Raw genomic sequence first — 12,756 nt, forward strand, 5'->3', positions numbered from 1 at the left:
GCCGGGGGGTGGTTTGCCTGATCGTCGGACAAAATTACCCCGCCGCTGGAAAGAGTTGAATGTCGTCGTTCGCGCGCGGGAGCAACAGCACCTACTCCTATTTCGTCGGCCTGCCGCTTATTCTCGCACTTACTTGCGCGGCCGACATAAGCTTCCCGCTCGGCACGGCGATCTGGGTCATCTATCTGCTGCCGACGGTCATCGCCTTCGCCAGCCCCTACCGGCTGCTGCCGGTGGCGACCGCCGCGCTGTCGGTGATCTGCATGGCGTTCGGCTTCTACAATGCACCCGCGGGCGTCGATCCCGCGCTGGCGCTGGTCAACCGGTCTCTTGCCACCATCGTCAATCTGCTGCTCGCGGGCATCGGGACGATGTTCATAAGCTATCGCCTCGACGCGCGGCGGCAGCAGTGGATGCGTGAAGCCGAAGCGGAACTCGCCCGGCGGACCGGCGGCGAGCAGACTCCTGAGGATATCGGCCTCAATACGCTCGGCTTTCTCGTCGAGCGGTTCGGCGCCTCTGCAGGCGTGGTCTATGTTCGCGATGGCGAAGCGTATCGGCGCGTCGCATCGACGGGGGTGCCCGCCAGCATTGCCATCCCCGAGCGCATCGGCCGCGACGACGGGCTGCTCGGCGACGTGATCCGCCGCGGCGGAACGCTGGTCGTCGAGGACGTGCCCGATGGCTATCTGGCCTTCGGCAGCGCGCTGGGCAGCGCCAAGCCGCGCCGCCTCGTGATCGGCACCGGCCGGGTCGATGAGATGGTGAACAGCATCGTCGAGGTTGCTTTCCTCGATCAACCGGACGCCAAGCCCCGGGATCTTCCGGCCTTTCTCGAACTGGTGTCGGGACATCTCGGCACCGCAATCCGATCTGGCAAATATCGCGCGCGCCTTCAGAACCTCCTCGCCGAGACCCAGCAGCAGGCTGAAGAATTGCAGGCGCAGAGCGAGGAGCTCCGCGCCACCAACGACGAACTGGAAGAGCAGAGCAAGCAGCTTCTCCGTTCGCAGGCGCAGCTGGAAGACCAGCAGCAGGAACTGGAGCGCAACAACACGCTCCTTGAGGAGCAGACCAGTTCCCTCGAGGCGCAGCGCGACGAGCTTGCCCGCGCACAGGCCTCGCTCAAGGCCCAGACCGCCGAACTCGAACAGGCGAGCCGCTACAAATCCGAGTTCCTTGCGAATATGAGCCATGAGCTGCGTACGCCGCTCAATTCGCTGCTCATCATGGCCCGCCTTCTGGCCGAGAATCGCCACGGCAATCTGAGCGACGAGCAGGTGCGCTTCGCCGAGACGATCGAGACCTCGGGCAACGACCTGCTGATCCTCATCAACGATATTCTCGACATCTCGAAGATCGAGGCCGGGAAGCTCGAGCTCCAGCCGCGACCGACCCGGCTGGGCGACATGTTCGAGAAGCTGCGCAACAGTTTCCAGCCCGCAGCGGAGAGCAAGGGCCTGGGCTTCCGGATCAGTCAGGAGGACGGCGTCCCCGCGATGATCGAGACCGACGTCCAGCGTCTGGAACAGATCATGCGCAATTTCCTGTCGAACGCGATCAAGTTCACCGAGCGCGGCGAAGTGGCGGTGGAGGCCGGCCGCGACGAACACGGGCATATCCGCCTGACGGTGCGCGACACCGGTCCGGGCATTCCGGCGGACAAGCAGGAGATGATATTCGAAGCCTTCCGCCAGGCCGACGGGAGCATCAGCCGGAAATATGGCGGGACCGGTCTCGGACTATCGATCTCGCGCGAACTGGCCAGGCTTCTCGGTGGAGATATCTCGCTCCACAGCGCCGTCGGCGAAGGTAGCGCCTTCACGATCACCCTGCCCGAGAAGTTCCAGGGTTCGTCAAGGAATGCCCCAGCACCCCGCCCCTTCCAGGCCCGTTCCGAGCCGGTCGCGCCCTTGTCGACGCGCCCGGACCGGGTGGTGCAGCGTACAGAGGACGACCGGGCGACGCTCGCCGGGGATAGCCGCGTCATCCTGGTGGTGGAGGACGATCCGGCCTTTGCGCGCATCCTGTGCGACCTGGCGCATGAGGTCGGTTTTCAGTGCCTGATCGCCGCTACCGCCGACGAAGGCGCCCTGCTCGCCCGGCAATATCTGCCGCATGCGGTGATCCTCGATCTCCACCTTCCGGACCATACAGGGCTGTCGGTCCTCGACAGGATCAAGCGCGATGCGCGGACGCGACATATACCGGTGCACATCGTCTCGGCCGACGAGGACACCCAGGCCGCGCTCGCCAGCGGGGCGGTCGGCTATCTGCTCAAGCCCGTCAGCCGCGATACGCTGGTCGACATGCTCGAAGGGCTGGAGGCGCGGATGGAGCAGCGCCTGCGCCGCGTGCTGGTCGTTGAGGACGATACGCAGCAGGCCGAGAGCATCCGCCATCTGCTCGCCTCGCGCGACGTCGAAACCGTCAATGCGCACAGCGCGGCCGAATGCCTGGAGAAACTCGGGCAGGAAACGTTCGACTGCATGGTGCTCGACCTCAACCTGCCCGACATGCCGGGTCTGGACCTGCTCGAGCGGCTGAGCAACGACGAGAGCGTCGGCTTCCCCCCGGTCATCGTCTACACCGGCCGGGATCTCGCAAATGACGAGGAGATGCGGCTGCGTCGCTATTCCAAGTCGATCATCGTCAAGGGCGCCAAGTCCCCGGAGCGTCTGCTCGACGAGGTTACCCTCTTCCTGCACCAGGTCGTCTCGGAACTGCCGAGCGAACAGCAGAAGATGCTGGCTCGCTCGCTGGGCCGCGACAGCACGCTGGAAAACCGGCGCATCCTGATCGTCGAGGACGATATCCGCAACGTGTACGCGCTGACCGGCGTGCTCGAACCCCATGGCGTCGATGTCCGCATCGCCCGCAACGGCCGCGAAGCGCTCGAAATCGTTGACGCCGCGGAACAAGTTGGCGGCACGCCCATTGATCTCGTGCTGATGGATATCATGATGCCCGAGATGGACGGCCTCACGGCGATGCGCGAAATCCGCAAGCGGCCGCAGTTCGCGACGCTGCCGATCATCGCGCTGACCGCCAAGGCCATGGAACGCGACCAGCAGGACTGTCTGGCAGCCGGCGCGAACGACTATCTCGCCAAGCCGCTCGACATCGACAAGCTGCTGTCGCTCATCCGCGTGTGGATGCCGCGATGAGCTTCACCGCAGAGGACGTCGCCGAGATTGAGACCGACCTGATCGTCGAAGCGGTCTGGCGGCGTTATGGCTACGACTTTCGCGACTATAGCCGCCCGTCGCTGCAACGCCGGCTTGAGCGCGCTCAGAGTCATTTCGACTGCTCCAGCCTCTCGGAACTGCAGCACCGGCTGCTTCACGACGTCGGCACGCTGCCGGCACTGCTCGGGTTCATGACGATCCAGGTCAGCGAGTTCTTTCGCGATCCCTATTATTATGCGCGCCTGCGGACCGATGTGCTCCCGCATCTCGCAACCTGGCCGTCGATCAAGGTCTGGGTGGCCGGATGCGCCAATGGCGAGGAGTTCTATTCGCTCGCGATCCTGTTCCGCGAGGAAGGGCTCGAGAATCGCACCATATTCTATTGTACCGACATCAATCCGAGCGCGCTCGAAAAGGCGGAAGCAGGGATTTACGATCTCGACAGGCTGGCGGGGTTCACCCGCAACTACCAGGCCGCCGGCGGTCGCGCTTCGCTGTCGGACTATTACACGGCGGCTTTCGGCGCGGCCCGGTTCGACCCCAGCCTGCGCAAGCGCGCGGTGTTCGCCGACCATAATCTGGCCAGCGATTCGGTGTTCTCGGAAGTGCAGTTCGTTTCGAGCCGCAACGTCCTGATCTATTTCGAGCGGTCGCTTCAGGATCGCGCGCTCGATGTCTTCGCCCGATCGTTGCCTGCGGGCGGCTTTCTCGGCCTCGGCTCCAAGGAGACGCTCCATTTTTCGCGATGCGCTGGCCTCTTCACCGACTTTGCCGCCCATGAGAAGATCTACCGCCGAAACGCCGTCCCGGCCGACGAGGCCCGTGATGCCCGATAGCCCGGTCCGGATCCTCGCGGTCGACGACGTCCCGCAGAACCTGGTCGCGCTAGAGGCCGCGCTCGACCAGCCTGGCGTCGAGCTGGTGACGGCGAGCAGTGGCGAGCAGGCGCTCGAGCTGATGCTCCGCAGCGATTTCGCGCTGGCGCTGCTCGACGTGCAGATGCCGGGCATGGACGGGTTCGAACTGGCCGAACTCATGCGCGGGACCGAGCGGACCCGCGCCGTTCCGATCATTTTCCTGACCGCGATCGCCACCGACGAAACCCGCCGCTTCCGCGGCTTCGAGGCCGGCGCGGTCGACTATCTGCTCAAGCCTTATGACATCCACGTGCTCAACCAGAAGGTGTCGGTGTTCGTGGAGCTGGCGCGACAGCGACGCGAGCTGGCACGTCAGCGCGACGAACTCGCACTCGCGCTGGGGCGGCTGCGTGCGCATGGCGACAACTCGCCGATGGCGGTTGTAGAGATCGATCCCGACCTGCGGATCGTGACCTGGGCCAAAGGGGCCGAGCGCCTGTTCGGCTATGCCGCCGATGACATGCTGGGGCTTTTGCTTCACCAGGCCCCCTTCCTGCCCGAGGAGGACCGCGCAACCTTCGTCTCGTCGATGCAGCGCCTGCTCGAGGGCGAGAATAGCGAGATGCAGGAGCACCGCTTCCTGCGCGCGGACGGCGCCCTGCGCGCGGGCGAATGGTATTGCTCGACCGTCGCCGGATCACGTGGCCGCGCGCTGAGCGGCATGCTCCAAATACTCGATGTCACCGAACGACAGCGCGCGATGGAGACCCAGCGCCTGCTGGTGGGCGAGCTCAATCACCGGGTGAAGAATTCGCTGGCGACGGTGCAGGCGATCGCGTCGCAGAGCTTTCGCCACGCCGAGGATGTCGCGCAGTTCCGCGATGCCTTCACCGGCCGCATCAAGTCGCTCGCTGCGGCCCATTCGCTGCTCAGCACGGCCACCTGGGAAAGGGCCAGCCTGCGCCGGCTGATCACCGACCAGTTCGAGATCGGCGCCGTCACGGCGGACCGTTTCCACATGGACGGACCGTCGCTGGACCTTACCCCGGAGCTTGCCCTGCGCTTCGCGCTGGTCCTTCACGAACTGGCGACCAATGCGCATAAATATGGCGCCTTCTCCAACGACAGCGGCCATGTCTCGCTCGCCTGGCGGGTCGAATCCGATGTCGTTCTGCTCGACTGGTGCGAGACCGGCGGGCCGACGGTCGCACCGTTCGACAAGCGCGGCTTCGGCACGACGCTGATCCAGTCGAGCCTGACCTCGGAAGGCGGCCGGGCCGAGATGGAGTATCGCCCCGAAGGCATATGCTGGCACCTGCGGCTGCCCCTGCGCTGCGACGATGAGGTAAACGGACTTCAGGTGGTCGACGATGCGCCACTGCCGACGACGGCTCCGCCGGCCCCCGCCGTCGTGCAGCAACAGCCGGCGCCCGTCGAAACAGGCTCTCGCCAGCTCAAGATCCTGGTCGTCGAGGACGAGCCACTCGTCGCGATGGACCTGATGATGGAGCTGGAGGATTCGGGCCATTGGCCGCTTGGCCCCGCCACGTCCTGCGATCAGGCGCTCGACATCATCATGGCGGACGCGCCCGACGCAGCCCTGCTCGACGGCAATCTGAACGGCGAGCCCGTCGATCGTGTCGCGGACGAACTGGCGAGCCGGGACATACCCTTTGCCTTCGTCAGCGGCTATGGCCGCGAGCATCTGCCCAGCCGCCACGCGGACCGTCCGGTCATCTCCAAGCCGTTCCGCGCTGCCGAGGTGCTGGCTGCGGTCGAGGATCTCATGGCCTCGCCATCGCCATCGCGATCGGCAGCCGCCTGAAAGGAAATCTTTCTTCGTTTCGATAGCAGCCGCGATAGGCTGCAGATATGCGGCCCGCATCGAGGCCGCCGAAGCCGGGAAGGATGACGATGACCGAACGCACGCTGCACCCAGAAACGCTGGCGCTTCACGCCGGATGGCGTGCGGATCCGGGCACCGGCTCGGTCGCGCCACCCATCTTCCAGACGACTTCCTATCAGTTCCGCGATGCGGAGCATGCGGCCAATCTGTTCGCGCTCAAGGAACTGGGCAATATCTATACCCGCATCGGCAACCCCACGACCGACATATTGGAGCAGCGCATCGCCGCGCTCGAAGGTGGTGCCGCCGCTCTTGCGGTCGCGTCCGGACAGGCAGCCTCCGCTTATGCGATCCAGAATCTCGCGCGCGCCGGCGACAATATCGTCAGCAGCACCGACCTTTATGGTGGGACCTGGAACCTGTTCGCCAACACGCTGCGCGATCAGGGGATCGAGGTGCGTTTCGTCGATCCGACCGACCCGCAGGCTTTCGCTCGCGCCACCGACGACCGAACCCGTGCTTATTATGCCGAGACGTTACCCAACCCCAAGCTGATCGTCTGCCCGATCGCCGAGATCGCGGCCATCGGCCGGCCGCTCGGCATTCCCCTGATCGTCGACAACACCGCGGCACCGCTGATCGCGCGCCCGCTCGACCATGGCGCGGCGATCGTCGTCTATTCGGCGACCAAATATATCGGCGGCCACGGCACCTCGATCGGTGGCGTGATCGTCGATGGCGGCAATTTCGACTGGGGTGCGGTGCCCGAGCGCCAGCCGACGCTCAACACCCCCGATCCCAGCTATCATGGAGCGGTGTGGAACGAGGCGGCCAAGCCACTCGGCCCGATCGCCTATATCTTGCGCGCACGGACGGTCCTGCTGCGCGACCTGGGCGCGGCGCTGTCGCCGTTCAATGCCTTCCAGATCCTCCAGGGTCTCGAAACACTGCCGCTGCGCATGCCGCGCCATTGCGAGAATGCCACCAGGGTCGCCGCCTTCCTGCAGGGCCGAACAGACGTGACGCGGGTCATCCACCCGTCGCTGCAGACCGGCCAGCAGGCCGAACGGGCGGCGCGCTATCTAACCGGCGGCACCGGCGGGCTCCTCGGCTTCGAGCTGACGGGCGGGCGTGAGGCCGGGCGGCGCTTCATCGACGCGCTCCAGCTCTTCTACCATGTCGCGAACATCGGTGACGCGCGCAGCCTCGCCATCCATCCTGCCACGACCACCCACTCGCAGCTGTCGGCCGAAGAGCAGGCCGCGACGGGCGTTTCCGAAGGCTATGTGCGGCTGTCGATCGGCCTGGAGCATATCGACGACATCATCGCCGACCTCGAACAGGCGCTCGACAAGGCCGGCTGACCGGAAACCCTGCCGATGAGGCGCCGCGATCAGGCGAAGGCGGCGCCGACGCGGGCGATGACCGGTGCGAGCCGGTCGGCCCAGTCGGCGACGCCCGCCGAGTCCCCGATCAGGTCCTGTCGCACTTCGAGGCCGAGATAAGGAATGCCGTTCGCCTCGGCGTGCAGGTTCATCGTCGCGTTCAGGACTTTGCCCGAATAGGGCTCATTGTCGCCGGTGATCACGCCCGCTTCGCGCAGCGCATCGATGCCCAGGCGCGCGGCACGGTCGTCGCGGTTGTACAGCACGCCCACCTGCCAGGGCCGCGCTTCCTGGGGCCGGCTCGCCAGGCGCGGGGTGAAGCTGTGCAGCGACACGATAAGGTCGGGCCGGTCGGCGGCGATGCGATCGGCGATCATGCCATGATAAGGGCGCCAGAAGCGCTCCAACCTCGCCGTCCGCGCATCGGAATCCAACTGCGCATTGCCGCGGATCGCATGGCCGTCGCTTTCCAGCGGGATCAGGCCGGGCGCATCCTCTTCCCGGTTGAGATCGATCACCAGCCGCGACACGGGCCCGAAAATGCCGTCCATAGGCAGCCGTTCGCACAGCAGACGACCGAGCGGCCCGACCCCGATGTCGATCGCGACATGCTGATCGAGCAGCGCCGGATCGATGCCCAGATCGACATCGGCCGGCACATGGTTCGACGCATGGTCGGCGATCAGCAGCAGACTGGGCATCAGCGGAAGACCGGCTTGCGGCGCTCGCGGAAGGCGACAAGCCCTTCCCGGAAATCGACGCCGCCAAACGCGTCCTCGAACAGCGTGTCCGCTTCGACGTCGCCGGCCACGATCCGCTTGAGCCCCGCGACGCTGTTGCGCGAGTTCGCCGCGATCAGCGCCGCCAGCTCGGCCGCCGCGTCATCGGCGCTGTCCGCCACCTGCTCGACCAGACCGATGCGTGCGGCCTCCGCCGCGTCGATCGCCATGCCGGTCAACAGCATCCGCGACGCCTGCCCCGGCCCGACCTGCGCCTTGAGACGGGCGACGTCGCCGGCGGGATAGACGATCCCGACCTTGGCGGGGGTCACCGCGAACACTGCCTTGGCGCCCGCTATCCGCATGTCGCAGGCGAGCGCGAGCGCGACCGCCGCGCCATAGCATCCGCCATCGACCGCCGCGATCGTCGCGATCGGCAGAGCCGCGAGCGTATCAAAGGCGCGCGCCATCTCGACCCGGAAGCGCGTCCGCTCCGCCGGTTCGGCGGCGAGGCCATCGAGATCGCCCAGATCGGCTCCCGACGAGAAGATGCCGGCGACATCCGAGCGGACGATCAACGCCCGCGCGCCCGACGCCGCGATGTCGTGCAGATGCGCGGTGAGCCTCGGCCATTGGTCGATGCCGATGGCATTGCGCGCGTCGGCGCGGTCAAGGCTGATCCTGGCGATAGCGCCGCTCGATTCGATCCTGAACATCGGCGGACTGTTGCCGCGCCCTCCCGAAAATGTCACCACATGTCTCGAATGATGACGAAAACAACGGCTTCCGCCCTTTCCCGCCGCCGCTTCGGCCTCCTGCTCGGAGCCTCGGCTTTCGCCTCCGCCCTGCCCGCCCGTCTGGCGGCTGCCGATGCGGCTCCGGCGGCTTCGAAGCGACCCGGCCCCTGCCCGATTACGACCCCGCTGGATGCGATCACGCTGAAGCTGCTCCGGCACACACCAGAGACCGCCGTCTATGGCGGGCTTCCCGGCGCGGCCGATGGCGGCGTCTTCTCGCACGCGATGGACGACTTCTCTCCGTCGGGCGAAGCGGCATGGCGATCGGCGATCCGCGATGCCGCGCGCAACATCGCAGGGCTGACCTGCCAGAGCGACGCGCTCGGCGCACTGCGGTTGCGCATCGCGGCAGCGGTGATGGCCAACGGCCTGCGCACCCCCGGCATCGCTTATGGCCGGCCCAACCCCTTCTGGTTCACCGCGCACGAGCCTTATGTGCTCAACCAGATTTCCGGGCCGATCGTGAACACGCCCAACTTTATGATGTCGCAGCAGGCGCTGTCGTCACCGGTCGAGGTCGATGCCTGGATCGACAAGCTCGACGGCTTCGCCAAGGGCTATGACGGGGTGATCGAGAAGAGCCGGGCCGACGAGGCCGCCGGCTGCATCCCGCCCCGCGCGCTGCTCGACAAGACGCTGCCGGTGGTCGAGAATTTCCTGCGGGGTCCGGCCGACCAGCACCCGCTGATCGTCGCCCTGCGCGAGCGCATGGCCAAGGCCGGGCTCGACCCGCGCTTCCGCGCCGCCGCCGAGGAACGGGCGATCATCGCGCTGGAGAAACGTGCGCGCCCCGCCTTCGGCCGACTGCGCGAGCGGGTCCGCGACCTGATGCCGAGCGGCCGCGCCGAAAGCGGCGTCTGGGCCCAGCCCGACGGCGAGGCGCTCTACGCCGCGAACATCCGCTCGATCGGCGACAGCCCGCTGAGCGGTGAGGAAATCCACCGCATCGGCCTCGAACAGGTCGCGCTGGTCAAGGGCAAGCTCACCGCGCGCCTGCGCCAGCTCGGCTTCACCAAAGGCAAGCTGCGCGATCAGCTCGACGCGCTGGCGGCCGATCCGAAGCAGCGCTTTCCCGACAGCGCGGAAGGGCGGCGCGAACTGCTCGCCTATGTCCGCTCGCTCGTCACCGCGATGGAGGCGCGACAGGCCAGCTTTCTGCCGCGCCATATGATCCCGACCCAGAAGCTGGAAATCCGCGCGGTACCCGAGGCGACGCAGGACTCGGCCCCCGGCGGCTTCTATGACGGCCCGTCGCTCGACGGCTCGCGGCCCGGCATCTACTGGATCAACCTGCGCGACATGGCGGGGGTGCAGCGCTACACGCTACCGACGCTCAGCTATCATGAAGGCGTGCCGGGCCATCATACCCAGGGGGCGACATTGCTCGCCCTGCCGCAGGCCCCGCTGATCCTGCGCATCGCCAGCTTCAACGCCTATTCCGAAGGCTGGGGTCTATATGCCGAGCGGCTGGCGGCCGAGCTGGGCGTCTATGCCGACGACCCGGCCGGCGATGTCGGGCGGCTGGGCGACGATCTGTTCCGCTGTGTCCGGCTGGTCGTCGACACCGGCATGCACCAGCTGCGCTGGAGCCGCGAAAAGGCGATCGCCTATATGACCGAGAATAGCGGGTCGCCCGAGAGCGAGATCGTCGCCGAGATCGAGCGCTATATGGCTTGGCCGGGGCAGGCGCTCGGCTACAAGCTCGGCCAGCTCCGCATCCTGTCGATGCGCGACCGGCTCAAGGCGCGGCTGCGCAAGGATTTCGACCGCCGCCAGTTTCACGCCAAGATTTTGGGCAATGGCGCGATGCCGATGGACCTGCTCGAAGAGATCGTGCTGCCGCCGCGCCGGGCCTGACCCGCGCGGCGGCGCCCGAAAGGCTCAGTCGAACTCGTAGGCGCGCTCGCCATGGCTCGACAGGTCGAGCCCGTCATGCTCGGCCTCTGCATCGACGCGCATCGGCACGACCAGCGCCGCCAGCTTCGCAATGATGACGGTGGCGACCGCCGACCAGATCGCCGTCACCCCGACGCCCAGCGCCTGAGCGCCCAGTTGGTCCACGATCGTCCGGCCCTCGGCAAGGCCGACGCCGCCCAGCGCCGTGGTGGCAAGCGGGGCGAGCAGCAGCGAGCCGGTCATGCCGCCGACGCCATGAACCGCGAACACGTCGAGCGAGTCGTCGACCTTCCAGCGTTGCTTGACCGCGAGCACCGCGTAGAAGCAGATCAGGGCACCGACGATCCCGCACACCACCCCGCCGATCGGCGAGATATAGCCCGCGGCCGGCGTGACCGTCGCCAGCCCCGCAACTGCGCCGGTGACGAGGCCCACCGAGGTCGGCTTGCCGATCTTGATCTTCTCGAGCAGCGCCCAGGCGAGCGCCGCCGCCGAGGCCGCCAGATGGGTCGACAGCAGCGCATTGCCCGCAGCCGCTCCGGCCGCGAGCGCCGATCCGCCGTTGAAGCCGAACCATCCGACCCACAGCATCCCGGCGCCGATCATCGTCATCGCCGGGCTGTGCGGCGGGATCATCGTCTGCGGAAAGCCGCGACGGCGACCGATCATCAGCGCGATGACGAGCGCGGAAATGCCCGCCGTCGTGTGGACGACGATGCCACCCGCGAAGTCGAGCACGCCGAGCCCCGCCATCCAGCCGCCGCCCCATATCCAGTGCGCCGACGGGATGTAGACGAGCAGCAGCCACGCCGCCGAGAAGAGCATGACCCAGCCGAAGCGGACCCGCTCCGGAAAGGCGCCGATGACGAGCGCGGGCGTGATGATCGCGAACATCATCTGGTAGAGCGCGAAGATGTTCTCCGGGATGGTCAGCCCGCTGCGCACCCCGTCCATGCCCGACAGGCCGACGCCCGACAGGTCGCCGATCCACGGCGTGCCGGCTGCGAAGGCGAGGCTGTAGCCGCCGAACAGCCACAGCAGCGAGATCAGCGCCGCAATCGCGAAGCACTGCATCAGCACCGACAGGAAATTCTTCGACCGGACGAGGCCGCCATAGAAGAGGGCGAGCCCCGGCAAGGTCATGAACAGCACCAGTGCGGAGGCGACGATGATGAAGGCGGTGTCGCCGCTGTCGGGGCGGATGACCGGGTCGATGAACAGTTCGGCCGCCTGCGCGCTGACCGCCCAGCCCATCGCAACCGCAGCACCAAGGCCGCGCAGCCTGCGTCCCATAACCATCGGCATCCCCCGCCTGTTCTGATCTGCGCGGCGCTTTGCCGCCTGTCGAAACGCCGCGCAACCCGATTCCGCAACGCATCGTTTCCAACCCTGTGATGGTGCTGCGCCGCAAAAGCGTATAGCCCTCGCAACGACCGCAGATTTCCGGGAGAATGCAGATGACCGGCCGTAGCACCGAAGCCAAAGTCCATGACCAGTTCGTCAACCGCTGGTCGCCGCGCGCCTTCGACGGATCGTCGATCGATGCCGCAGATCGCGACGCCCTGTTCGAAGCCGCGCGCTGGGCCCCCTCCGCCTTCAACGCGCAGCCCTGGCGCCTGCTCTATGCCGAGCGCGGCGACGCCAATTGGGACCGTTTCCTGAAGCTGCTGGTTCCGTTCAACCAGAGCTGGGCCGAGACGTCCGGCCTGCTCGTCTTCTTCCTGTCCGCCACCACCTCGCACGGCAAGCCGTCGCACAGCCACAGCTTCGACACCGGCGCCGCCTGGATGTCGCTCGCGCTGCAGGCCGAGCATCTCGGCCTGCGGGCCCATGGCATGACCGGCATCGACTTCGACGCGATCAAGACCGAACTCGGCGTGCCCGACGACTATCGGATCGAAGCGGCCGCCGCGATCGGACGCCAGGGCGATCCCGAGGTGCTTCCGGAACAGTTGCGCGAGCGCGAGGCCCCGAGCGACCGCCTGCCGCTCTCGCAGATAGCCATCGCCGGCAACTTCCCCGCCTGATCGCCCCCTCCCCCGTCTCCCCCATCATGGGGCATGGCGGG

9 protein-coding genes are annotated in these 12,756 nt (G+C 66.9%); 6 read left to right on the forward strand and 3 right to left on the reverse strand.

Annotated features, from left to right (window positions below; genetic code table 11):
- Positions 1-59 precede the first annotated feature (59 nt).
- The 4 genes from G6P88_RS04605 to G6P88_RS04620 all read left to right on the forward strand — a co-directional run bounded on the left by G6P88_RS04605 (position 60) and on the right by G6P88_RS04620 (position 7,255).
- Complete coding sequence (locus tag G6P88_RS04605) at positions 60-3,167, forward strand: response regulator (RefSeq protein WP_165322049.1); 3,108 nt, start codon at positions 60-62, stop codon at positions 3,165-3,167.
- Positions 3,164-4,024, forward strand: coding sequence for a CheR family methyltransferase (locus tag G6P88_RS04610; protein ID WP_165322050.1), 861 nt, complete (start codon positions 3,164-3,166; stop codon positions 4,022-4,024). The genes G6P88_RS04605 and G6P88_RS04610 overlap by 4 nt, the downstream gene beginning before the upstream one ends.
- Positions 4,014-5,870 carry a response regulator gene (locus G6P88_RS04615; protein ID WP_165322051.1) on the forward strand — a complete coding sequence of 619 codons (1,857 nt, stop codon included), beginning with the start codon at positions 4,014-4,016 and terminating at the stop codon, positions 5,868-5,870. The genes G6P88_RS04610 and G6P88_RS04615 overlap by 11 nt, the downstream gene beginning before the upstream one ends.
- A gap of 89 nt (positions 5,871-5,959) precedes the next feature.
- Positions 5,960-7,255 (forward strand): O-acetylhomoserine aminocarboxypropyltransferase/cysteine synthase family protein, encoded by a 1,296-nt coding sequence (locus G6P88_RS04620; protein WP_165322052.1) that lies wholly within the window; start codon positions 5,960-5,962, stop codon positions 7,253-7,255.
- A gap of 29 nt (positions 7,256-7,284) precedes the next feature.
- Here the strand turns inward: G6P88_RS04620 and G6P88_RS04625 are convergent, their stop codons facing one another.
- Both G6P88_RS04625 and G6P88_RS04630 read right to left on the reverse strand, forming a co-directional pair.
- A complete protein-coding gene (locus G6P88_RS04625) occupies positions 7,285-7,977 on the reverse strand; it encodes an N-formylglutamate amidohydrolase (RefSeq protein ID WP_165322053.1) in 693 nt (230 codons plus the stop codon).
- On the reverse strand, positions 7,977-8,711 hold the full coding sequence (locus tag G6P88_RS04630) for an enoyl-CoA hydratase/isomerase family protein (protein WP_165322054.1): 735 nt from the start codon (positions 8,709-8,711) through the stop codon (positions 7,977-7,979). The genes G6P88_RS04625 and G6P88_RS04630 overlap by 1 nt, the downstream gene beginning before the upstream one ends.
- Positions 8,712-8,759: 48 nt before the next feature.
- Here G6P88_RS04630 and G6P88_RS04635 point away from each other — a divergent pair, with 48 nt between their 5' ends.
- Entirely contained in the window at positions 8,760-10,649 is a 1,890-nt protein-coding gene (locus G6P88_RS04635; RefSeq protein WP_226946726.1) for a DUF885 domain-containing protein, read from the forward strand.
- Between the two features lie 24 nt (positions 10,650-10,673).
- Here G6P88_RS04635 and G6P88_RS04640 read toward each other — a convergent pair whose 3' ends face one another.
- Positions 10,674-11,987 (reverse strand): ammonium transporter, encoded by a 1,314-nt coding sequence (locus G6P88_RS04640; RefSeq protein WP_345719195.1) that lies wholly within the window; start codon positions 11,985-11,987, stop codon positions 10,674-10,676.
- 152 nt (positions 11,988-12,139) lie between these two features.
- Between G6P88_RS04640 and G6P88_RS04645 the strand changes: the two genes are divergently transcribed.
- Positions 12,140-12,715 carry a nitroreductase family protein gene (locus G6P88_RS04645; RefSeq protein WP_425594474.1) on the forward strand — a complete coding sequence of 192 codons (576 nt, stop codon included), beginning with the start codon at positions 12,140-12,142 and terminating at the stop codon, positions 12,713-12,715.
- The last annotated feature ends 41 nt before the right edge of the window (positions 12,716-12,756 follow it).

This window comes from Rhizorhabdus phycosphaerae, from assembly GCF_011044255.1.
Classification (GTDB): Bacteria; Pseudomonadota; Alphaproteobacteria; order Sphingomonadales; family Sphingomonadaceae; genus Rhizorhabdus; species Rhizorhabdus phycosphaerae.

What these genes read in the sequence shown, in the direction of transcription:
- G6P88_RS04605 (WP_165322049.1), top strand. Translation starts at nt 60, where the DNA reads ATGTCGTCGTTCGCGCGCGGGAGCAACAGCACCTACTCCTATTTCGTC.
- G6P88_RS04610 (WP_165322050.1), top strand. Translation starts at nt 3,164, where the DNA reads ATGAGCTTCACCGCAGAGGACGTCGCCGAGATTGAGACCGACCTGATC.
- G6P88_RS04615 (WP_165322051.1), top strand. Translation starts at nt 4,014, where the DNA reads ATGCCCGATAGCCCGGTCCGGATCCTCGCGGTCGACGACGTCCCGCAG.
- G6P88_RS04620 (WP_165322052.1), top strand. Translation starts at nt 5,960, where the DNA reads ATGACCGAACGCACGCTGCACCCAGAAACGCTGGCGCTTCACGCCGGA.
- G6P88_RS04625 (WP_165322053.1), bottom strand. Translation starts at nt 7,977, where the DNA reads ATGCCCAGTCTGCTGCTGATCGCCGACCATGCGTCGAACCATGTGCCG.
- G6P88_RS04630 (WP_165322054.1), bottom strand. Translation starts at nt 8,711, where the DNA reads ATGTTCAGGATCGAATCGAGCGGCGCTATCGCCAGGATCAGCCTTGAC.
- G6P88_RS04635 (WP_226946726.1), top strand. Translation starts at nt 8,760, where the DNA reads ATGATGACGAAAACAACGGCTTCCGCCCTTTCCCGCCGCCGCTTCGGC.
- G6P88_RS04640 (WP_345719195.1), bottom strand. Translation starts at nt 11,987, where the DNA reads ATGGTTATGGGACGCAGGCTGCGCGGCCTTGGTGCTGCGGTTGCGATG.
- G6P88_RS04645 (WP_425594474.1), top strand. Translation starts at nt 12,140, where the DNA reads ATGCAGATGACCGGCCGTAGCACCGAAGCCAAAGTCCATGACCAGTTC.